Origin of the sequence: Streptomyces sp. NPDC058470, from assembly GCF_042721055.1 — a bacterium.
Classification (GTDB): domain Bacteria; phylum Actinomycetota; class Actinomycetes; order Streptomycetales; family Streptomycetaceae; genus Streptomyces.
In genome coordinates, this window is the sequence record NZ_JBHXMF010000034.1 from 1 (window position 1) to 21636 (window position 21636).

The following is a 21636-nucleotide window of genomic DNA, read 5'->3' on the forward strand; positions in this document are numbered from 1 at the left end:
GGCCCAAGGCCGGGGCCCGAGACCCGAGCCCGAGGCCCGACGCCGGAGCCCGAGGCCGGGGCAGGAGCCGGGGCCGGAGCCGGAGCCGGGGCCGGGGCCCGAGCCCGGGGCCGGGGCCCGAGCCCGGAGCCGGAGCCGGAGCCGGGGCCCGAGCCGGAGCCGGAGCCCGAGCCCGAGCCCGGAGCCGGAGCCGGAGCCCGAGCCGGAGCCGGGGCCGGAGCCCGAGCCCGAGCCGGAGCCCAAAGCCGAAGCCCAGCGTCGCGCTCGACGGCGAATCGCTTCCTCGGCCGTCGCGGACTTGGACGGCCACGCGGAGCGAGCCCCCGTTCGAAGGCCGATGGGGAAAGCCCTGACGGAGTCACCCGCGGGTCGATCCGGGGGGGGGGCGACGGCGGCCGACTGTGGTCAAGCCCCCGGGAGGGTCACCGCGACTGGCGGCGGCGAGGCTGCCGTGGCAGGGTCAGCATGCTCGTGAACGTGCCGTTGGTGAGGGAGAGTTCGTGGACACGCAGGTGTGGGACGCACTGGTCGCTTCGATGAAGAACGCGTACACCGCGGGTCTGGGCGAGGGCGACGTGCCCCGCCCGGTCATCATGCCCCTGGTGCGCGGCGAACTGGTCGGCCTGATCTGGGTGCGCCCCATCAAGACCGGCGACGACGCGCTCACCGGCATTGCCCAGCTCTCGAACATCGCCGCGGCGGCCGGCGCCGACGAAGTCGTCCTGGCCTGGGAGGCCGGCGATGTCGCCGCCGCCTGCAAGCTGCCGGTCGTCGGCCCGGCGCCGTGCCTGAACATGGTGCACGCCACGAAGGACGGCCATACCCTCCACCGGTTCCCCTACGCCGAGCAGCCCTCGGCCCACTCCCCCGACGGCTCGGCCCCCGTCGAGCCGCAGTGGCTTCCGGCTCCTGAGCCAGAGCCGGGCGGTGAGCTGGTGCCGCCGGTCCGGGCCGCGGTCGACTTCTCCTTCACCCCGCTGGACCTGGACCACCCCTCCCCCTTCGGCGTGACCGTCATCCTGATGGAGGAGGACGGCTTCACCGTGCGCCTGACCGAGGCGTTCGCCCCCTGAACCCCCGGGCGCAGGCGCAACGCGGAGCCCTGCGCGTCACCGTGCCGACCGTCGAGTACGTTCAGCGCACCTTGGGCCTCGACGCTCAACACCGGCGGCTGAGCCGGCCGTTGGTTTCGGGCGGGACGGGGTGCGCCAGAGCGCCTATCGGGTCCGCGTCGTCTCCCGCGCGTCGGGACAGTGGTCCGCGGAATGGGTCTCCGCTCGCCCGGCCCGCACGGACGCGCCCTCTCCGGAGGGCAGCGCGTGGATCTGGTTCCCGAGGGTGAACCAGGTGTCTTCGTCCCCGATCTGGGCCAGAACATGGTGGGGTCGGGTCGGCCGCGGGCCTCGGGCAACGCGGGAACGACCGTACGTCTGAGACGCGCCGAAGTGCTACACCCGGACGGCAGCCCCGCCACCGTGAATCCGCGCAGCGCCGCAGCGACAGGCACGTACACGCTCAAGGGCGGCGGCGAGGAGACGTACGAGCCACGCTTCACCTTCCACGGTTTTCGCCATCTCGAAGTGACCGGGTTCCCCGGCAGACCTTCGGCGACAGCCGTGTCAACAACCCCGCGGGTCAATACACCTAGCGCGTAGGCCGACTGCCCGCGGTGCGTGGACCGCGGGCAGCCGGCACAGCGCGGCGTCAGGCCGTGAGCTGCGGGTAGAGGTTGGTGAGATCACCGGAGATGGCGGCCTTCACCTGACGGGACGTCTCGTCGGCGAGTACCTCGAACGCGCCCTTCTCGATCCCGTCCAGCGCCTCCTTGGCGATGTCGGCGGGCTTCGACTTGGGCTGGGTCACCGCCGCGGTCATGTCGGTGTCGACGTAGCCCATGTGCAGGCCCGTCACGCCGATGCCGCGGTCAAGGAGCTCGATACGGATGGCGTTGGTCTGCAGCCAGAACGCGGCCTTGGTCGCGGAGTACGCGCCGTGCCAGGCGACCCAGGAGAGCGCCGAGTGCGCGTTGAGGATGTGGCCGCCGCCGTTGCGCTCGATCACCGGGACGAAGGCCCGGGTCAGGTTCAGCGGGCCGAAGAAGTTGGTCTCGAAGACGTTCCGGATGTCCTCGATCGGCGCGTCCAGGTAGGTGTCCGGTGAGCTTCCGCCGGCGTTGTTGATCAGCACGGTGACGTCGGGCGCGGCGGCCACCAGTGCGTCGATCGAGGCCTGGTCGGTGACCTCCAGGGCCAGCGGTACGACGCGGGGGTCGGCGCTCGGCCGAGGGGTACGCGCGGTGGCGTACACCTTCTTGACGCCACGGATGAGCAGATCGTCCACGATCGCCTTGCCGATGCCGCGGTTGCCGCCGGTGACGAGTACGACGGCGCCTTCGAGAGTGGTCATTTTCGACTCCGGAGAGAGGGGGAAACCGTTCTGTTTCCCCAGACCGTAAACCGATCGGTTTCCACGCGCAAGCCGAGCCGGTACCCTCCATGACATGACAACGTCGGCGACACCCCGCGAGCGGCTGCTCGAAGCAGCGGGCGAACTCTTCTACCGCGACGGCATGGGCGTGGGCGTGGACGCTCTGTGCAAGGCCGCCGGGGTGTCGAAGAAGTCGATGTACCAGTCGTTCCGGTCCAAGGACGAGGTGATCGCGGAGAGCCTCGCCGGCCTCGGCCCGGCCTACCAGGCCGCCCTGCTCCCTCCCACGGACGACGACCGCCCACCGCGTGAGCGCATCCTGACCGTCTTCGAGCGGCAGGACCGGATGGCAGCGGAGGGCAACTTCCTCGGCTGCCCCTTCGTGAGTGCGGCGGTGGAGCTCAAGGACCCCGAGCACCCGGGCAGTGTGGTCGCGCGCCATCTCAAGCAGCACCTGACCGAGTTCTTCCGGACCCAGCTCGTCGCCGCCGAGGCAGCGGATCCGGAGACCCTGGCCGTGCAGCTCACGATCGTCTTCGACGGCACGAGTGCCCGGGCCGTCGTACAGGCCCAGGCACTCGCCGGCATCGGCACGGTAACGGCGGCGGCGCTGCTGGACGCCGCGGGGGTCAAGTAGAACGAACCCACCCAGCACCGATCTCCCGGTGCCGGCAGGCATCGGCGAAGCGGGGGCGAAGCCCTCGTGATCGGCGCGCTCGCCGCCTGCTACCCCGCGGTGCGGGCGGCCTGCCTGCCTCCCCTTGAGGCACTGACTGCGGGGTGAGGAACGCCGGCCCGGCCCGATACGGACGCCGGGACGGCCGGCCGGCCGCCGAGTGCCGCGGAGAACTGGTCCGTCACCTGGGCGAGCGCCTCGGCGGCGGCCGGCGCGACGGTCAGCGTGCCGCCGTCGCCCACGGTGATGTCCTTGTCGAGCGTGAACCAGCCCGGAACGATGTGCGCGGCCCCCATCGAGCTCAACACCGGACGCAGCGCGTAGTCGATGGCCAGGACGTGGGCCGTGCTGCCACCGGTGGCCAGCGGCAGCACCGTCTTGCCGGTCAGCGCGTACTGCGGGAGCAGGTCGAGCAGCGACTTCAGGAGCCCCGAGTAGGCGGCCTTGTAGACGGGGGTACCGATCACCACCCCGTCCGCCTGCGCGAACAGTGCCGTGGCCTCGATGATCGCGGGATGCCCGAAATCGGCGCCGAGCAGCGCCTCGGCGGGCAGGGTGCGCACGTCCAACGGGGTCACCTCGTGGCCCTGGCGCCGGAGCCGGTCGTCCAGGTGGCGCACGAGCCGTGCGGTGCGAGAGGTGGCGGAGGGGCTTCCGGAGACGGACAGGATGGCGGCCATGAGAGGACCTTCCGGGTTCGGGGTTCAGAGGGACCGGGACCGGCTGGGCGGGACGTTTCTCCGTCGGTGTACTTCGGCGTACGTCGGCGAGGTGCTGCCGCTGCCTGGATGCCGGACGGACAGCGGCTCTCACCAGGCGCTGGATTCCACCGCGATCACCGGCACCAGTTCGTTGCGCAGGGTCTCCAGAAAGGTGACGGTCTCGGCCGCCACCGAGCGGTGCTGAAGGTCGTTCAGGACGTCGTGGTGGGCGCCGCGGACAGCCGACAGGCGGGCACGCTTCAGCGACTTGGCCGTGCGGGTGAGTGCGTCGTGGTCCGCCAGCGGGTCGGCGTCGCCGACGAGGATCAGCGCGGGGATGTCGACTTCGCTGTCGTACGCCGCCGTGAGCAGTGCGGTCGGCACGGCATCGTTGAGGGAGCCGCGCCGGACCTGGGAGTCGTCGGTGAGCGTGCCTCGATGGGCGGGGCAGGAAGTACGTACGTCGAGTTCGTCGTCCCAGGTGCCGACGGCGGTGGCAGTGTGGCCCGGAAGGCCCGCGAGGACGACAGCTTCCGGCCACCATGCCGCAGAGGACTCCGTACGGCTCAGGAGTGCGGATACGGCGGCGGCGCCCGTGTCGGATCCCACCAGCACTACGGGGCGTACGACTCCGTCCTCGGCCGCGGCGCCCTCAACGGCCTCGGCGAGCAGTGCGCCGAGCCGCCTCAGTGAGCTGGTCAGGTCGTCAGCGTCGATGTCCGGTGCGTCGATGACGCGGACGCGGTAGGCGTCGGCGGCGAGCCGCCTGCCGAACCGGCCGTAGATCGCCCGGGTCTCCCCTCTGCCGGGCACCATCACGACGGTGCCGCGCGTACGGAGGCCCTCGGGGCCGTAGTGGTCGGTGTACTCGGTCATCTCATACTCCTGCGGGGTCGGGCTCGGGATCGCGCGCGGGCTTCCAGCCCAGGGCGGGTGCCACCTCGGTCGCGATGAGTTCAAGGGCTCGGACCGCGGCGTCGTGGTCGGGGACGGCGGGGTTGAACTGGGTGATCAGGTCGGTCGCGACGGGCAGGACCTTTTCCTGCCGGAGCTCGGCGACGATCTCGTCGGGCGCGCCGTAGAACGAGTGGAAGCGACGCAGCGCCTCGTTCGCGTCGAGGCCCTTGGGGAAGGCCCCGCTGTCCGCCATGCGCAGCGCCGCCCGATGGACGTCGTCGCCGATCTGCTGGAGCGCCGTGCGCCGGTCCTTCGCCGGGAACACGAAGCGGGACAACCCGATCCGGGGGCGCCGCGGTTGGTCCCAGGCGGCGAGGAACGCGTCCGCCCAGGGCCGCTGCACCTCGTCGGTCGGGGCGTCGAATCCGTACGCCGCACGGTTGAGCAGAAGGTTCGAGCCACCCGCCGCGGTGTAGGTCGACCCCTCCTCACTGAAGACGCCCTGCCAGATCCGGTCGGTGAAGTCGTCGGCCGGCGGCTGGATACGAAAGCCGGGTGCACCGACTTCCTCATTGGCCAGGGCCTGCCGCAGCACGCCGAGGTTCTCACTGGTCAGCTCGCGCTTGCGCGCCACGTCCTTGCCGAACGCGGCGTACTCCAGGCTGCTGGAGCCGCTGCCCACCCCGATCTCGACGCGGCCCCCGCTGAGCGTGTCGACGGCGGAGACGTCCTCGGCGAGGCGGACCGGGTCCTCCAGCGGAGGGATCGTGATGGCGGTGCCGAGCCGGATCCGGCTGGTCCTCGCTGCCGCGTGGGCGAGGAAGGTCCACGGCGAGGACAGCCCGCCACCGCCCAGGGAGACGTGGTGCTGCGCGACCCAGCCGACGTCGAAGCCGAGTTCGTCGGCGACGACGAACAGTTCCTGGGCGTTGCGGTAGGTCCGGGCCAGGTCGTTGCCGCGGCCCTGGACGTGGGTGAGGAAGCCGAGCCTGAAGCGCGGCGTCTCGGTCGTCATGGTGGGGTCGCCTTTCAGAGGTCGGGCCGCGGCGGCCGCCGGAACGTCTCGTGTCACCTGTGATCGACGGTCCGTCGGATTGCGGACTGCGGTGACAAGCTTCAGATCGCGGACTGCGGTGACAAGCTCATGAGGCACCGTCGCTCATGGCTCGGCCCTCAGTCGTTCACGAGCTGGGGCTCGCGCGTGTGGCGGTTGGCGGGAATCGGCAGGCCGAGGTTGCCGCGCAGGGTGTCGGACGCGTACTCGGTGCGGAACAGTCCGCGCTTCTGCAGGAGCGGCACGACTCCGTCGACGAAGAGGTTGAGGTCCTCGGTGGTGCGGAAGGCGAGGTTGATGCCGTCGAGGGTGCCCGCGTCGAACCACTGCTCGATGCTGTCGGCGACGGTCTCCGGTGCTCCGACGAACGGTGAACGGCGAAACGCCGAGAGGGAGTCGGCGACCTGACGCAGGGACAGGTTCTCGGTGCGGGCCCGCTCGATGATCTTCGCGGCGCCGGTCCGTCCGCCCTTCTCGGCGAGGTGGGCGACGTCCGGGAAGGGCGCATCCAGGTCGTGCCGGCTGAAGTCGTAGGCGCCGAAGGAGCGGCCCAGGAGGGCGAGGTTGCGGGCGAAGTCGTTGTCCTCCTCGAAGATCTCCCGCTCGCGGCGCTGGGCGGCCTCGTCGGTGGCGGCGACCACCGGGCTGCCGTGGATGAAGATCTTGATGTGCTCGGGGTCGCGGCCGTACGCGGCGGTGCGCCGCTTGATGTCGGCGTAGTACTCCTGCGCCTGCTCCAGTGAGCCCCCCGGCGCGTAGATGCCCTCGGCGACCCGCGCGGCGAGGTCGCGGCCCTCCTCGGAGACGCCTGCCTGGAAGATCACCGGCTGGCCCTGGGGCGAGCGGGAGAGGTTGAGCGGTCCGGCGACCTTGAAGTGCTCGCCCACGTGGTCGAGCGCGTGCAGCTTCTCCGGGTCGAGGAAGATGCCGCGCTCCACGTCGGCCGGGAAGGCGTCGTCCTCGTAGGAGTCCCACAGACCGCGGGCGACCTGGACGAACTCCAGGGCCCGGCCGTAGCGGGTGGTGTAGTCGAGGTGTTCGTCGAGCCCGAAGTTCCTGGACGTGCCGGTGTCGAAGCTGGTGACGACGTTCCAGCCGGCCCGGCCACCGCTGATGTGGTCGAGCGAGGCGAACCGGCGGGCGAGGTTGAAGGGCGAGTTGTACGTCGAACTCGCCGTGCCGACCAGGCCGATGTGTTTCGTGTGGGTGGCGACCGCCGACAGCAGGGTGAGGGGCTCAAGCCGGTTGAGGTAGTGCGCCGGGTAGGTGGAGTTGATGAACTGGCTGTCGACGACGAACAGGGCGTCGAAGAGGGCGTGTTCGGCCGCCTGGGCCAGCTGGATGTAGTAGTTGATGTCGACGCTGGCGTTCTTCGCGACGCGCGGGTCCTTCCAGAGGCCGTGCTGGCCGGGGCCGCCGACTCCGTACGGGTGCAGCGCGAGGTGGATCGTGCGGGACATGGGGGTTCCTCTCGGTGGGTGCTCAGGCGTTCAGCAGGGCGCGCAGGGCTTCGCGCTCGGCACGGCCGACGGGGCTCGTACGCAGGGTGGGCGCCGAGCTGACGAGCAGCCGGGTGTACACGTGCCGCGGGCGGGTGATGACGTCACGGGCGGCGCCGACCTCGACGAGTTCGCCCTGGTAGAGCACGGCGATACGGTCGGCGGTGCCGGCGATGGAGCCGAGGTCGTGGGAGATGAAGACGAGGGCGACGCCGTCGGCACGGAGTTCCTTGAGGATCTCCAGGACCTGGACGCGGTTGGCGGAGTCCAGGGCGCTGACCGGCTCGTCGAGGATGACCAGCTTCGGTTCGGTGACCAGCGCCCGGGCCACGGCGACTCGCTGGCGCTGGCCGCCGGAGAGTTCCCCGGGCAGCCGGTCCAGGAGGTCGGCGGTGAGGCGGACGCGGTCGAGGAACGACCGGGCCCGGGCAGCCGCCTCCTGGCGCGGAACGCCCTGGACGAGCAGCGGTTCGGTCAGCGAGTCCTCGATGGTGAGGTCGGGGTCGAGGCTGCGCAGCGGGTCCTGGAAGACGTACTGGATCACACCGCGGCGGCGCAGGCCGCGCCACTGGCGGTGGCCGTACCCGCTCACGTCCTCGCCGCCGACGCGGATCGAGCCGGCCGATGTCGGCACCAGGCCGAGAACGGCGCGGGCGAGGGTGGACTTGCCCGAGCCCGTCTCGCCGATGACTCCGACGGTCTCGCCGGGTTCGACGCTCAACGAGACGTCGTGCAGGGCGCGTCGGCGCCGGCGGCCGAGGCCGTAGTGCACTTCGAGGCCGGTGATGTCCAGGACTGGGCCTGAGGTCTCCGCATGGCCGCCCGGGGTCTCCGCGTAGCCGGCCGCGGTCGCCGCATGGCCGGCCGCGGTCGCCGCGTGGCCGGCCGGAGTCGCCGCGTGGCCGGCCGGAGTCTCACCCTGTCCGCCCCGAGTCTCCTCGTCCCCGCCCACTGTCACCTCCGTCTGGTCGGTGGTCACGACGCCTCCTCCGCTGCGAGGAACTTTTCCAGGCCGTACTGGTCGTGTTCGGCGATGAGGAGCCGGGTGTACTCGTCCTTCGGATCGTGCAGCACATCCCGCGTCGGGCCCTGCTCCACCACCTGCCCCTCGCGCATCACGAGGACCTCGTCGCACAACTGGGCGACGACGGCGAGGTCGTGGGACACGACCACGAGGGCCAGTCCGGTCCGCTCGCGCAGTTCGGCGAGCAGGTCGAGGATCTCCGCCTGGACGGTGACGTCGAGTGCCGTGGTGGCCTCGTCGGCGATGAGGATGCGCGGTTCGGCGGCGATCGCCGCCGCGATCAGGACACGCTGGAGCATGCCTCCCGAGAGCTCGTAGGTGTACTGGCCGTAGACCAGCTCCGGGTCACGCAGTTGCACCGCCTGAAGGAGTTCGACAGCACGGTGACGTGCCGCGCGCCGCTTCAGTCCCTGCTTGGCCCGGATGACCTCGGCAATCTGGGCGCCGACCCGGATGGAGGGGTTGAGGTAGGAGGCGGGGTCCTGGAAGACGGCGCTGATCGTGGATCCCCGCAGCTCGGTCCACTGGCGGGGTGTCAGGGTCGCGATGTCGGTGCCGGTGATCTCGACGGAGCCGCCGGAGATCTCGAAGTGGGCGGGCAGGATGCCGAGCGCGGCGCGGCAGGTGAGGGTCTTGCCGCTGCCGGACTCACCGACGATGCCGACCGTCCTGCCGGGCGTGAGTTCGAAGCTCACCCCGTGGACGATCTCCCGGTCGGTCACCGGGTCGCTGATGCGGACATCGCGCAGGCTGAGCACCGGCGCCGCCGTGGGGTCGGCCGTTTCAGAGGGCTCGGCGCGCCGGGTCCGCTCTGGAGCGGTGCTCTGGATCCCCTCCGGAGCGGTGCTCTGGGACAGCGTCGTCATCGGGTACCTCCGGCGGAGACGGGATCGGCCTTGTCGAGGCGGTTGGCGCGCGCCTTGCGGGTGTTGAGCAACGCCCGGCCCGCCTCGCCGGAGACGTCGCGAATCGCGTCGGCGAGCACGTTGCTGGCCCAGACGGTGACCATGATCAGCAGGGCCGGTGCCAGTGGCGCCCACGGCTGGTAGCTGAGGTAGCCCAGGTCGGAGGCGAGCAGCCCGCCCCAGGTGGGCGCCGGGGGCTGGACCCCGATACCGAGGAACGTCAGGCTGGAGACGATGACGAAGCCGACACCGATGGTCTGGGCGAGCGCGACCGCGATCGGCGGGAGCACCTTGGCCCACACGTGGCGGCGTACGACCCAGCCGATGGACGCACCGGAGATGAGCGCCGCCTCCACGTACGGAGAGCGGGCGACCGCCAGTGTGGCGGCGCGGGCCACCCGGTAGAAGAGCGGGGAGACCAGGGCGCCTGTGACGAGCATGGCCTGGGTGATGCCGTTGCCGAGCAGGGCGATCACGGCGACCGCGAACAGCAGGAACGGCAGGGCGACCAGGGTGTCGGCCAGTCTCAGGGTGAGCCACTCGAAGACCCGGCCGAGGTAGACCGACAGAATGCCGGGGATCGCCCCGACGACCAGTGCCATCAGCGCGACTTCGAGTGAGCCGAGCACGCTGACGCGGGAGCCGTCCAGGAGGCGGCTGAACACGTCACGGCCGAGGTAGTCCGTGCCCAGCCAGTGGGCGCCCGAGGCGGCGGAGAGGGTGTGGTCGCTGGTGGCCAGGGGATTCTGCGGGGCGAGCCAGGGGCCGAGGACCGCGAGCAGTGCGATGACGGCGAGGATGGTGACGGCGATCCGTCCGGATGTGAGCGCGAGGACGCGGCGCACCATGTTCACACCCCTCGTTGGGATGCCGGCGTCACGCGTGCCAGCACCAGGTTGACGATCAGGTTGAAGGCGACGACCAGCACGATCGACACCACGAGCACGCCCTGTACGGCGGGCACGTCCCCGGCTTGGGCGGAGTCGTTGGCGAACCGGCCGAAGCCCTGCAGGCCGAAGATCCATTCCGTCACGACGGATGCGCCGACCAGCGAGGGGAACTTCAGGCCGAGTGTGGCGAGCGCCGGCCCGAGGCCGTTGCGCAGCACATGGCCGAAGAAGATCCGGCGCGGACTCAGTCCCCGTACCACCGCGCCTGTCACGTAGTTCTCGCGGTAGGCAGCGACGAGACTGCTGCGCAACTGGCGGGCGACGTCGGCGATGACGTCGAAGCTCAGGGCTATCGCGGGCAGGGTGATGTGTGCGAGCCACGGTCCGACTCCCTGCTCCGCCGGAACGTACCCGGCGGCCGGGAAGACCTGGAATCCGACCGCGAACACGGCGACCAGCACGATGCCGACGACGAAGGCCGGCATCACCGAGATCACGGTGACGAATCCCGTGATGGCGCGGTCGAGGACGGTGGTGCGCTTCAGCGCGGCCACCGTGCCGAGGACGAAGCCGACGAGTACGCCGATGATCAGCGCGAACGTCGCGACGGAGAGGCTCACGCCCAGGCCGAGGCCGATGAGCGTGGAGATGTCGGCGCCGTTGGTCCAGCTGGTGCCGAGCTGTCCGTGCAGGATGCCGGTGAACCAGTCCCAGTACTGGGTCAGGAAGGGCTTGTCGAGGCCCCACTGTGCCTCGACTCGTGCGACTGCTTCGGGAGTCGCCTCCTCGCCCAGCTGGATCCGCGCCGGGCTGAGCCCGCTCAGCGACCGCAGCGCGAACGTCACGAACGTCGCGACCAGGAAGACCGGCACGAAGATCGCGATCGACCGGGCGAGGGCGACCAGGACGCGGCCCAGCGTGTGCCGCGCCCTGGTCATGGCGACCCCGCGACGGCGGACAGGCGTGGCCTGTACCGCGGTGGTTGTCGTCATGGGTTGCCCCCTCTCTGTCATGGGTGGATGTCAGTTGGCGCCGGAGATGGTCACGCCGGTCCAGTCGAGGTGGGCCGGGTTCTTCGGCAGGCCGGAGATCGACTTGCTCTTGGCGATCAGGTTGGGCTGGGAGTACGTGAAGACCAGCGCCTTGCTCTCCAGGCCGGCCCGGGTCGCCGCCCGCAGGACGTCCGCGTAGTCCGGTGCGTCCAGCGGGGTCTGCCGGACCTTGGCGATGGCCGCCTCGAAACCGTCCGGCTCGTACGGGGAGCTGAGGTTGAGCGGCCCGTTGGGGCCGAAGTGGGCGGTGAGTGTCTGCGCCGCGGAGTCCCGGCCCGTGGTCCCGTAGAGGGAGAACGTCAGGTCTTTGGCGAAGAACGGGGTGGCCCAGTTCTTGTCGATCTTGATGTTGACCGTGATGCCGACCTTGGCCAACTGCGACTGGACGATCTCGGCCTGCGGGTCCTCCGCGGGGATGACCAGGTCGAGCTTGATGTCGCCCGACTTGTAGCCCGCCTCGGCGAGGAGTTCCTTCGACTTCGCCGGGTCGTACGGGTAGGTGTTCTCCGACTTCGGGTCGTAGGCCACGTAGCCCTTCGGGAACGGCTGGTCGGTGGTCTCTCCGTAGCCGAAGGTCAGCTTGTCGACGAACTCCTGGCGGTCGATCGCGTGGCGGACGGCGTCGACGACCTTGTCGTTGGTGAACGGCGCCTTGTTGATGTTCAGGCTGATGTTCGAGGCGTTGAAGCCCGGCTGGACGAAGACGTCCAGGCCGGCCTTCTTGGCGGCGTCCGCCTGGCTGGGGTCGATGTCCGCGAAGTCGTAGACGCCGGTCTGCAGGCCGGAGACGACGGTGGAGGCGTCGGGGGCCGAGGTGAGTTCCACGTTGTCGATGTGGATGTTCTTCGCGTCCCAGTAGTCCGGGTTCTTCTTCAGCACGACTTTGGTACCCGGCACGAGCTGGGTGACGGTGAACGGACCGGCGCCGACCGGGGCTTGGTCGAGCTTTTCCGGGGACTTGGCCGCCTTGGGGCTGGCGATCTGCAGGACGCGCTCACCGAGCAGCTGCGGTATCTGGTAGTCGACCTGGCTGAGGTGGATGACGGTGTCCAGTCCGTTGGCCTCCACCGACTTGATCGAGGTCAGGTCACCGAAGAGCGCGGAGTTCTTCTGCTTCTTGGCCCGCTCGATGGCCGCCTTGACGGCGGTGGCGTCGACCGGTTCCCCGTCGCTGAACTTCAGGTCGGGGCGCAGGTGGAAGGTGATCTCGTCGCCCTTGTCGTTGTACTCCCAGCTCTTGGCAAGGTCCGGGACGGCATTGCCCTTCTCGTCCGTGCGCGTCAACGACGCGTAGACCAGGGCCAGTTCACGGAACTGGGCGCCGCTGCCCGAGACCACCGGGTCCCAGTGGGCCGGGAAGTAGGAGGACGTCCACTTGAGGGTGGCGTTGCCGTTCGCGGAGGAGGCCTCACCGCCGCACGCGCTGAGGGCGGGGACGAGCACGGTGACGAGGGCGGTTCCGATGGCCGCGAGACGCAGGCGGGCGGATCGGCGGTCCAGTCTTGGGCGGCGGAGCGTGAGTCGTCCGGACATCTCATTCTTTCTTTGACGGCCCGAACCCGTGCCAGGACGGCAGGATCGGGGCGCGAGGTCCGGCCCTGCCCGTACCGGCCGTCGACTCGGTCCTGGGTGGGCATGACGACGGGGGCTTCGATGCACACGTCGGGCATGCCACGCTCAAGGCATGGGGCGTCGGCAGGTTCGCGGAGCGGACCAGGAGTGGAGGGAAGAAGGGGAAACGACGGGGCGCGGAGGTGGCGCGGGACGACGGGCGCGGCTCAGCGGTGCGGCGGGGGCCGGTGCTGCCGGGAGCCGTCGGGCGCCTGTGGGCCGGGGCGGCCGACGGTCAGCGACAGAGGGCGCTGGAGGTGCGCCGCAGATCCACGTAGCGGCACTCCACGCCGGGGTGCGTCGTGAGCATGCTGCACATCCTGGGGGCAGCCGTCAGCGGCTGTCAATGGACACCAATTGGTGTCTCATTCGGCGGGACGGCACCTGACCGCAGATCAGAGCCCCGCGTCGGCCTGAGAGACGGCCGCCGGGTGCGCCGCCGCCTCCTGGGGATGCAGCCACACCGGGCCGTTGCCGGTATCCATCCGCACGGCGTGCGGAGGCGGCCAGGCCCCCTCCGTCAGCAGTCGCAACTCCGGGCCGGTCAGGCTCCGGTGGCGCTCCAGTGCCTCTGCCGGACGGAGCGGCCCGGGGACCTTCAGCAGTCCTGGACAGAGCTCGTCGACGGCCACCGCGTACGCCTCGAAGGACCGCCAGCCGGGCACCGCCCGGTACCCCGCGGGGGCGCGGACCAGCAGGGTCGGCAGGGCGTACCGGTGCCCGCCGTCGGCGGTCTTCTTCGCCACGCCGGGATGCGGCAACCCGCCCTGCACGGAGAGCACTTCGGGTACGGGGTGACGCGCCTCCGCATGGTCGGCGCGGACCCCTTCCAGCACGCCGGCGGACGCGGCATCGGCCGCCAGCCGCTGCGGGTCCAGGCCCGGCACACCGCGCGCCGCGGCCAGTGCCAGCGCGAGGGTGTCCGCCGGTTCGCCGAGCACGAAGACGGTTTCCCGCAGCCGCCGCAGCACCCGCTCGGCCACGTCGGCGCCCTGGAGTTCCGCGGCCTTGGCGACGAGTGAGGCGGGCCAGGAACTGGCCGCCACCCGGCTCAGCCGCTCCGCGCGCGGAGCTCCGGTGTGCCCGCTGATCTCCTCCACGTACCGCGCGTACCAGGCGGTTTCGGCCGAGGGGTCGGGCGCGGGGTCGTCGTCGTGGTCGAAGAGGATGGCGTACGCCCGCCGCCAGCGGACCCGGTCACCCAGAGCCGACCGCAGCTTTCTGAAGACGGGCTCCGATCCCCAGGCCCAGGGACACAGTGGGTCGGTGTACTCCACGACTTCCGGGACAGCCGTCACGCGGCGCCGACCCTCTGCCGCCTTTCGAGCGCGTCGGCGGGCAGCAGCGAGGCGAGGGTCAGTCCGCCGAGGACCGCCGCCGCACCCGCCTCGACCCGCCGCCACACCCCGGGCATTCCGCTCGCGGGACCGGGGTAGTCGAGCCCGGCCAGCGGCTCGCCCCGCAGGGTGATGACCTCGCCGTCGATGGCGCGTACGACATCCAGGAGGGTGATGTCCTCGGGGGGCCTGCCGAGCCAGTAGCCGCCCTCACAACCGCGCTGGCTGCGTACCAGGCCTGCTTTCCTCAACTCGCCCACCACGGACTTCAGGAACCGGAACGGGATCTCCTGTGAAGATGCGATGGCCTCACAGGTAAGCGGACGCTCGGGCTCACAGGCAAGTTCCAGGAGGGCCCGTGTGGCGTAGTCCGCCTTCGCGGAGATATGCATGCCCACATCATGCCCGACAGTCGGCCGCCGGTGCGGGTCTCCACCGGTTCACCGCAAGCATTGCGGCAACATTGCCGCAGATGAAGGCTAATGGACACCCCTTGACATCCTTTCCGGCGCCGCTCTAGCGTCCCCGCCATGAGCGAGCCGTTGACGACCCCCGGCGAGGGCTTCCACCCTCACCTCCACACCTCCCAGGGCGACCTGACGGCACCCCTGCGGGCCCGTCTGCACCACATCCGTGCGGATTCCCTGGACGGCGACACGGCGCAGACGGGGGGCATGCGAAGGTTCGCCGCCGTCAGCGGGAAGACCGTCGGGTCCGAGAAGCTGTGGATGGGCCAGACCCACGTGGCCCCGGCGACCTCCTCCTCCGACCACCACCACGGCGAGTCCGAGACCGCCATCTACGTGGTCAGTGGGCACCCCGAGTTCGTCTTCGTCGACGACTCGGGAGAGGAGCCGGAGGAAGTACGGCTGCGGACCACTCCCGGCGACTACATCTTCGTACCGCCCTTCGTGCCGCACCGTGAGGAGAACCCCGACCCCGCGGAGGAGGCCGTCGTCGTCATCGCCCGCAGCACGCAGGAGGCGATCGTGGTGAACCTTCCACGGCTGTACGCCCTTTCGGTCGACGAGAGCTGACCCGTCACCCCTCGCCAGAGCCTGCTCGACGACGACTTCCCGCTCGCCGCCGCCGTCGAACAGCGGGCCACGCGGCGACCGTGCAGGGAAGTATCAATCGAGGGTCAACAGAGCGCCTGGCAAAGCAAAAGATCGCGAATCCTGTGAACCGGAGGCTCTTCGCCGCACTCCTCTTCCATAACGGCGCCCGAAACGGAGAGGCGCCCATAAGGGGAGCAATCATGCGAAACAACCAGCGAACCCGGCTCCGCGTCACCAGTGGCGCCATCGCTGCGGCATCCGCCCTGGCTCTTGTGGGTTTCACCGCCGGCTCCTCTCAAGCCGCCGCGGCGTCGCAGTCGCGAACCACGGCGGCGCGGCCCGCGTGGGCGGACACCAGTTCCCTGAGCGTGCGGATCCACGCCCTGGACCCCGGGGCCGGCCAGCGCTACGCGTCGGTGGTACTCACCAACAGGACCCACAAGACCGTCCGAACCCAGGGGTACGTCGGCCTGCAGCTCCTCAACTCCCATGGCAAGAACGTCACCACACGTGTGGTCCGCGACGCCGGACACACTCCCTTGATCACCCTCAAGCCGGGGCAGAGCGTCCACACCACGCTGCACTGGACCATCGTCGGCTCCACGGGCGAGCCCACCAAGGCCGAGAAGAACCCGACCGGCCTGGAGGTGACCCCGCCCGACTCCCGTCACCATCTGACGACGGCCTGGAAACTCGGCGACGTCCTGCAGAAGGGCCGCATCGACATCACCCCGCTGGCCAAGGGCAGCGGCCCGAAGTAGGTCGGCGACCCGGGGCGCCGCGTCAGACGACCTCGTTCAGCTTGCCCGTGGCGACGTCGAACACGAAGCCCCGTAGACGGTCCTTGTGCACGATGAACGGATCCGCCTTGATGCGGGCGATCGACTGCCGTACGTCGGCGTCCAGGTCGGGGAACGCCTCGGCAGCCCATGACGGCCGGATCCCCGTCTCCGCCTGGACCGCGTCCTTGAAGCCGTCGTCGGTGAAGGTGAGCATGCCGCAGTCGGTGTGGTGGATGAGGATGATCTCCTCGGTGCCGAGCAGCCGCTGGCTGATGGCGAGCGACCGGATCTCGTCCTGGGTGACCACACCACCCGCGTTGCGGATGACGTGCGACTCGCCCTCGGCGAGCCCCAGGACCGCGTACACGTTGAGCCGGGCGTCCATGCAGGCCACCACGGCGAGTTTCTTCGCGGGCGGAAGGGGGAGCGGGCCGGTGAAGGTCTCGGCGTAGCGGGCGTTGTTGGCCAGCAGTTCATCGGTCACGGACATGGCGAGCCTCTGTTCCTGGGATGCGGCGGATGCACCGCTCACGGAACTGCGCAGGGAGCGGCGTGGGGAGGTCGACACAGGGAGCCGGATGCGCGGTGCGGACACGCGACATGGCCCGGGGGTTGCCGAACGGCTCCTCGGGAACCGCCCGACGCCCCCTAGCGACAGAAACCGTCGAAGAGGTAGACGCGACGCGAAGGCCAGAAACCCTCGGTGAGGCGGAGCATGCGGTCAGTGAACACCGAGGCCGGTCCGCGTGGCAAGAGCACAGCAGTTCGGGCAGAGTCCCGCGGCAGTGGACCATTTTCCGGAGGCTGCTGCAGCTCGGTGTCGATCCGTTCCACGCCGGTGAACTGCGCGCCCGGGCGCTGTTGGCACGCAAGCACATCTCCGCAGGCTCGTCGGCGGGCATGCGCCGGAGCTGTCGTTGGGAGGCACCGGCGTCGCGAGCCTGGCCGACCCACCCCCGGCCCGGGTCTGTCGGCGGTTACACCCCCTCCCTCCCGCACCTGACACACCCGGTCCCGAGAGGCTGCCGCCGACTCTGCCGGCCGGGAGACGACCACGTCGCGCCTGGTGGCGTGCGGCTGGTGCGCATGAGACAGGTCTTACGGGTTACCCGTGGGTCGTGTTGAGAACCGGAATGATCGCGGTGGTCGTGGGCGCCGCCTTCGCAGTGGCCGGTGTGGCCGTGGTGGTGTCGCCCTGGTGGTGGATGGCGGCGGTGCCGTTGGCCGCGCTCGGGGTGACCGGCGTGTGGGACCTGACCCAGCGTCGGCACTCGGTGCTGCGCAACTACCCGGTGATCGGGCACGCCCGCTTCCTGCTGGAGCGCATCCGTCCGGAACTGCAGCAGTACTTCGTCGAGCGGAGCTTCGACGGGCGGCCCTTCGACCGGGACATCCGCAGCATCGTCTACGAGCGGGCGAAGGGCACCGCCGCGGAGGAGCCGTTCGGCACCGAACGCGACGTGTACCAGGCGGGTTACGAGTACCTGGTTCCCTCGATGGTGCCCCGCCCGGTGCCCGAGCATCCGCCGCGGGTACGGATCGGGGGCCCGGACTGTACCCGGCCCTACGACATGGCACTGCTGAACGTCTCCGCCATGAGCTTCGGCTCGCTGTCGGCCAATGCTGTCCTGGCACTCAATCAGGGAGCCGCGGCCGGCGGTTTCGCGCACGACACCGGTGAGGGCGGACTGTCGGAGTACCACCTGCGCCCGGGCGGTGACCTGGTCTGGGAGATCGGTACCGGCTACTTCGGCTGCCGGACCCAGGACGGGGACTTCGATGCCGGAGAGTTCGCCGAGAAGGCGTCGGGCGAGAGCGTCAGGTGTGTGTCGCTCAAGCTGTCCCAGGGCGCCAAACCCGGTATCGGGGGCGTACTGCCCGGAGCCAAGGTGAACGCGGAGATCGCCCGGGTGCGGGACGTCCCCGAGGGACGGACGGTCGTCTCACCGCCGTACCATCGGGCGTTCTCCACACCTCGTGAGCTCGTCCGTTTCATCGCGCGGATGCGGGAGTTGTCCGGCGGGAAGCCGGCCGGTTTCAAGCTGTGCCCCGGTTCCCGGCGCCAGTTCCTCGCCGTGTGCAAGGCGATGATCGAGGAGGGCACCGCACCCGACTTCATCATCGTCGACGGCGCGGAGGGCGGCACAGGTGCCGCGCCTCTCGAATTCGCCGACCACGTCGGCACTCCGCTCACCGATGGTCTGATGACCGTGCACAACGCCCTGGTCGGCGCGGGCCTGCGGGATCGGATCCGGATCGGCGCAAGCGGCAAGATCGCCACCGGGGCTGACCTCGTCAAACGCCTGATCCAGGGTGCCGACTACGGCAACGCGGCCCGCGCCATGATGTTCGCGGTCGGCTGCATCCAGGCTCAGCGCTGCCACACCAACACCTGCCCCGTAGGCGTTACCACCCAGGACCCGCGTCGCGCCCGCGCGCTCGACGTCGGCGACAAGGCCGCGCGGGTGCGGCGCCTCCAGGAGGCCACCGTCGGCAGCGCACTGCAGATCATGGCCTCCATGGGAGTCACCGACCCCGCCCAGCTCCGCCCGCACATGCTGCGGCGGCGCATCGACGCGCAGACCGTGCGCTCCTACGACGGCCTGTACAAGTGGCTCTCCCCCGGACAACTGCTGGTCGAGCCGCCCGCCGACTGGGCGGCCGACTGGAAGGCCGCCGACCCCGACCACTTCACCATCTGACCTGAAGGAATCCGCGGCACGAACCGTCGCCCGCGTCATCGTGGATGCCCTGGGTGAACTCGGCGTCCGCCAAGTGTTCGGCGTCTGGGAGACGCGCTCAACCCGCTCACCGACGCCATCCGCACGACCGATGACGTGGAGTGGGTGGGCGGCCGCCTCGCCGCGAGCGCCCAGTCCCAGCTCACCGACCGTCTGGGGGTGTGCATGGGCACGGTCGGCCCCGGTTCCGTCCACCTGCTCAACGGTCTCTACGACGCGACCAAGAGCCGTACGCCCGTACTGGCCATCGCCGCCAGGTCCCGCTGTCCGAGCCGGGCAGCGACTCCTTCCAGGAAGTCGACAACGACCTGCTCTTCCGTGACCTGGCGGTCTTCCGCGCCACCATCACCGATCCCGACCAGCTGCCGCAGCTCCTTGAGACGGCGGTACGCGACGCCCTGGGCCACCAGGGCGTCGCGGTCCTCACCGTGCCGGGCGACTTCGAGGGCGACAATCCCTTCCAGGTCGGCCAGACCGGTCTGATCGGGAACCCAGCGGCGGCCGGAGCCATGCAGGCCGCGGACACCCTGCTTCTGCTGGGCACCGACTTCCCCCACCGCGACTGGTATCCCGAGGGCCGCACGGTCATCCAGGTCGACACCGAACCGGCGCACATCGGACGCCGCGTCCCGGTGGACATCGGCCTTGTCGGCGCTGCGGGTGCCACCGTGCGCGACCTGCTCGACCACCTGGCCGCCGAGCTGGGCAGCACACGCGACCATGAGCATCTGGAGCAGGCGCGGGAACGTTTCCTGAGCTGGCGTGAGGGCCAGGCACGCCTCGCCGACCCCGCGCACGACAAGAGTCCGCCCAAGGTCCGCACCGCCCTGGACAACCGCGAGCACAGCATCCGCCCGGAGTCGCTGGCCGCCGCCGTGGGCCGCAGCGCGGACGACGACGCGACCTTCACCTCGGACACCGGAATGGCCACCGTCTGGCCTCTCACGGTTCGTCGAGATGCGCGGAACGCGTCGGCTGCTCGGCTCCTACAACCTGGGCTCCGTGGCCAACGCCATGCCGCAGGCGATCGGCGCGCAGTACCTGGACCGGGACCGCCAGGTCGTCGCCTTCTGCGGCGACGGCGGCCTGAGCATGCTCCTCGGCGATCTCATCACCCTCAAATCCTGCCGTCTGCCGGTCAGACTCGTCGTCTTCGACAACCGCCGCTTCGGCATGGTCCAGCTGGAACAGGAACAAGCCGGTCTCCCCGAGTTCGGGACCGTCCTGGACAACCCCGACTTCGCCGCCATCGGCATCACCGGCATCCGCGTCACCGACCCCGCCGACCTCGACGACGCCGTACGCCGTGCCTTCGCCACCCCCGGCCCCGTGCTCCTCGACGTACTCACCAACCCGGACGAGATCGCCGTCCCCGCCAAACCCACCGTCGAATTGTCAGCGGTCGGCTTCCGGGCTGCGAGGGTGGGGGGCCGTCGACTGCAAATTCTTCTGGCCCTCGGCGTGTTCCGCCTCGTGCGCTGCAAGGAGCGACAGCAGCTCCGCCACCGCCAACCCCCGGTCGGCGGGGTGCCGCAGCTGGGTCCCGTCCTCGATGCGATACGCGTTGGAGCGTCCTTGACGGGTGTGGGTGAGATAGCCGTCCATCTCCAGATCCGAAACGATCTTCTGGACGGCACGCTCGGTCAGCCTGCAACGCGCGGCGATGTCGCGGATGCGAGTAGTGGGATCCTCGGCGATCGCAGCCAGCACGCGCGCGTGGTTCGTGAGAAACGTCCAGCCGCTGTGTGATTCGGGTACTCCATGCATGTCCTCAGGATAGGCCATCTGATTCACGCATTCAAAAGGCCGAACTTTATTTCCTGCATCTCTTGACGTGCGAGGGACGCCGGGCTAAGGCTGGAGGAGGCACAAAAGCACGGGATGCCAATGGAGTGGCCGCCATGCCAGAACGCGCACTTCCCACGCAGCTCACGGTGGCCAACGGCGCCCCCTCGGCGCCGCCGGACCTACCGTCGAGCGATCACCAGAGGCCACTGCTGGGGATCGAAACACACCCCGCGGGCCACTGGACGCTCGTCGTGGTGTCCGGTGCGATCGACATCGTCACGGAGCAGGCACTGCACGACGGTCTGCGCCAGACCCTTGCCCGCTCCGCACGCGGCATCGACCTCGATCTGAGCGGCGTCGAGTTCTGCGACTGCTCCGGACTCAACGTCCTGCTGCGCCTGCGACGGCGCGCCCTGGACGAAGGCAAGACCATCGCCATCCAGGCGACCAGCACCGCGGTACGCCGACTCTTCTCCGTCACCGGCACGCTGTCCCTGTTCGCCATAACGGGTGAAGCCGGTCAGGCCTCGGATGCACATTCCGGAGCGGCACCCCGCCACCGGAGCCACACCACGTCGCTCGGCGAAGCGAACCAGGATCTGCGGATCGAACTGGTTCAGCTCCGGCGTGCCCTGCAGACGCGGCCCGTCATCGACCTCGCCCGTGGAGTTCTCATGGCCTCCTTCGGCCTGAGCGCTGAGGACGCCTGGAAGGTCCTGGTCTCGGTCTCCCAGAACACCAACACCAAACTTCACCATGTGGCCGACGACCTCGTCAGCGCCGTCACAGGTGACGCACTCCCGGAACTGTTCCAGTTGCAGGTCGCCGAGACGGTCACCAAGCTCCGGACAGCGCCGTCGGTGCCGGCATCTCCCCGCGGCAAGGAAGGGTGAGGCGGCTCAGTCCTCGCCCCGGACGATGTGGCTCTCCTGGCCGAGGCTCTCCAGCTCACCGCCGTCGGCGCGCTGTGGGTTCGGGGTGTCGGGTCGTGCGACCGGACCGTTGCCGGTCCCACGGCTCTCATGTGTCCGCTGGATATCTGTGCTGGTGCCGGATTCCATGAGGGAGGCACCTCCTATGTCTGCGGCCGGCCTTTCGGGTACCCGCCACGCCTTGCTCAAACGGACGAGTATCCGGCGCCCGCGGTAGGGTCCGGCCCCTGGATGAGGGTCTCTCCCGGGGGTAGTCGCTTGT

Annotated in this window: 20 protein-coding genes and 3 pseudogenes; 8 read left to right on the forward strand and 15 right to left on the reverse strand. The window is 70.1% G+C overall.

Annotated elements, in window-relative coordinates:
• The first annotated feature begins 500 nt into the window (after positions 1–500).
• A complete protein-coding gene (locus tag ACFWP7_RS24220; RefSeq protein ID WP_384384494.1) occupies positions 501–1073 on the forward strand; it encodes a hypothetical protein in 573 nt (190 codons plus the stop codon).
• A 255-nt stretch (positions 1074–1328) separates the two neighbouring features.
• Positions 1329–1622 (forward strand): annotated as a pseudogene (locus ACFWP7_RS24225) (family 78 glycoside hydrolase catalytic domain); the annotation flags it as partial.
• Positions 1623–1704: 82 nt separating this feature from the next.
• Here ACFWP7_RS24225 and ACFWP7_RS24230 read toward each other — a convergent pair.
• The gene (locus ACFWP7_RS24230; RefSeq protein ID WP_384384497.1) at positions 1705–2406 is read right to left on the reverse strand and encodes an SDR family oxidoreductase; all 702 of its coding nucleotides are present in this window, start codon (positions 2404–2406) and stop codon (positions 1705–1707) included.
• Positions 2407–2500: 94 nt separating this feature from the next.
• Here ACFWP7_RS24230 and ACFWP7_RS24235 point away from each other — a divergent pair, with 94 nt between their 5' ends.
• Positions 2501–3064: a TetR/AcrR family transcriptional regulator gene (locus ACFWP7_RS24235; RefSeq protein ID WP_384384500.1), complete on the forward strand. Its 564-nt coding sequence runs from the start codon at positions 2501–2503 to the stop codon at positions 3062–3064.
• Between the two features lie 170 nt (positions 3065–3234).
• Here ACFWP7_RS24235 and ssuE read toward each other — a convergent pair.
• The 11 genes and pseudogenes from ssuE to ACFWP7_RS24290 form a co-directional block, all read right to left on the reverse strand.
• A pseudogene (gene ssuE, locus ACFWP7_RS24240) lies at positions 3235–3783 on the reverse strand (NADPH-dependent FMN reductase); the annotation flags it as partial.
• Positions 3784–3912: 129 nt separating this feature from the next.
• Entirely contained in the window at positions 3913–4680 is a 768-nt protein-coding gene (locus tag ACFWP7_RS24245; protein ID WP_384384502.1) for an alpha/beta hydrolase, read from the reverse strand.
• Position 4681: 1 nt separating this feature from the next.
• Positions 4682–5716, reverse strand: a complete 1035-nt coding sequence (locus ACFWP7_RS24250; protein ID WP_384384505.1) for an LLM class flavin-dependent oxidoreductase — start codon at positions 5714–5716, stop codon at positions 4682–4684.
• Between the two features lie 158 nt (positions 5717–5874).
• On the reverse strand, positions 5875–7215 hold the full coding sequence (locus ACFWP7_RS24255; RefSeq protein ID WP_384384509.1) for an LLM class flavin-dependent oxidoreductase: 1341 nt from the start codon (positions 7213–7215) through the stop codon (positions 5875–5877).
• A gap of 22 nt (positions 7216–7237) precedes the next feature.
• Positions 7238–8047 carry an ABC transporter ATP-binding protein gene (locus tag ACFWP7_RS24260; RefSeq protein WP_384384756.1) on the reverse strand — a complete coding sequence of 270 codons (810 nt, stop codon included), beginning with the start codon at positions 8045–8047 and terminating at the stop codon, positions 7238–7240.
• 182 nt (positions 8048–8229) lie between these two features.
• A complete protein-coding gene (locus tag ACFWP7_RS24265) occupies positions 8230–9144 on the reverse strand; it encodes an ABC transporter ATP-binding protein (protein WP_384384512.1) in 915 nt (304 codons plus the stop codon).
• Complete coding sequence (locus ACFWP7_RS24270; RefSeq protein WP_384384515.1) at positions 9141–10031, reverse strand: ABC transporter permease; 891 nt, start codon at positions 10029–10031, stop codon at positions 9141–9143. The genes ACFWP7_RS24265 and ACFWP7_RS24270 overlap by 4 nt, the downstream gene beginning before the upstream one ends.
• Positions 10032–10033: 2 nt before the next feature.
• On the reverse strand, positions 10034–11086 hold the full coding sequence (locus ACFWP7_RS24275; RefSeq protein ID WP_384384518.1) for an ABC transporter permease: 1053 nt from the start codon (positions 11084–11086) through the stop codon (positions 10034–10036).
• A gap of 9 nt (positions 11087–11095) precedes the next feature.
• Positions 11096–12658 (reverse strand): ABC transporter substrate-binding protein, encoded by a 1563-nt coding sequence (locus ACFWP7_RS24280; RefSeq protein WP_384384521.1) that lies wholly within the window; start codon positions 12656–12658, stop codon positions 11096–11098.
• A gap of 473 nt (positions 12659–13131) precedes the next feature.
• Positions 13132–14034: a DsbA family protein gene (locus tag ACFWP7_RS24285; RefSeq protein ID WP_384384524.1), complete on the reverse strand. Its 903-nt coding sequence runs from the start codon at positions 14032–14034 to the stop codon at positions 13132–13134.
• Complete coding sequence (locus tag ACFWP7_RS24290; RefSeq protein WP_384384527.1) at positions 14031–14465, reverse strand: RrF2 family transcriptional regulator; 435 nt, start codon at positions 14463–14465, stop codon at positions 14031–14033. The genes ACFWP7_RS24285 and ACFWP7_RS24290 overlap by 4 nt, the downstream gene beginning before the upstream one ends.
• Before the next feature lie 138 nt (positions 14466–14603).
• Between ACFWP7_RS24290 and ACFWP7_RS24295 the strand changes: the two genes are divergently transcribed.
• Positions 14604–15110 (forward strand): cupin domain-containing protein, encoded by a 507-nt coding sequence (locus tag ACFWP7_RS24295; protein ID WP_384384531.1) that lies wholly within the window; start codon positions 14604–14606, stop codon positions 15108–15110.
• Positions 15111–15331: 221 nt separating this feature from the next.
• A complete protein-coding gene (locus ACFWP7_RS24300) occupies positions 15332–15892 on the forward strand; it encodes a DUF4232 domain-containing protein (RefSeq protein ID WP_384384533.1) in 561 nt (186 codons plus the stop codon).
• Positions 15893–15914: 22 nt separating this feature from the next.
• On the opposite strand, the gene ACFWP7_RS24305 is transcribed toward ACFWP7_RS24300, so the two are convergent.
• Positions 15915–16403: a beta-class carbonic anhydrase gene (locus tag ACFWP7_RS24305; RefSeq protein ID WP_384384537.1), complete on the reverse strand. Its 489-nt coding sequence runs from the start codon at positions 16401–16403 to the stop codon at positions 15915–15917.
• A 643-nt stretch (positions 16404–17046) separates the two neighbouring features.
• Between ACFWP7_RS24305 and ACFWP7_RS24310 the strand changes: the two genes are divergently transcribed.
• Both ACFWP7_RS24310 and ACFWP7_RS24315 read left to right on the forward strand, forming a co-directional pair.
• Complete coding sequence (locus ACFWP7_RS24310; RefSeq protein ID WP_384384759.1) at positions 17047–18615, forward strand: FMN-binding glutamate synthase family protein; 1569 nt, start codon at positions 17047–17049, stop codon at positions 18613–18615.
• A 1-nt stretch (position 18616) separates the two neighbouring features.
• Positions 18617–20079, forward strand: a pseudogene (locus ACFWP7_RS24315) (thiamine pyrophosphate-dependent enzyme); the annotation flags it as partial.
• On the opposite strand, the gene ACFWP7_RS24320 reads toward ACFWP7_RS24315, so the two are convergent.
• Positions 20050–20421, reverse strand: a complete 372-nt coding sequence (locus ACFWP7_RS24320) for a helix-turn-helix transcriptional regulator (protein ID WP_384384762.1) — start codon at positions 20419–20421, stop codon at positions 20050–20052. The pseudogene ACFWP7_RS24315 and the gene ACFWP7_RS24320 sit on opposite strands and share 30 nt — an antisense overlap.
• Before the next feature lie 134 nt (positions 20422–20555).
• On the opposite strand from ACFWP7_RS24320, the gene ACFWP7_RS24325 reads away from it, so the two are divergent.
• On the forward strand, positions 20556–21335 hold the full coding sequence (locus ACFWP7_RS24325) for an anti-sigma factor antagonist (protein WP_384384539.1): 780 nt from the start codon (positions 20556–20558) through the stop codon (positions 21333–21335).
• Between the two features lie 6 nt (positions 21336–21341).
• Here the strand turns inward: ACFWP7_RS24325 and ACFWP7_RS24330 are convergent, their stop codons facing one another.
• Positions 21342–21503 (reverse strand): hypothetical protein, encoded by a 162-nt coding sequence (locus ACFWP7_RS24330; RefSeq protein ID WP_384384542.1) that lies wholly within the window; start codon positions 21501–21503, stop codon positions 21342–21344.
• Positions 21504–21636: the final 133 nt, after the last annotated feature.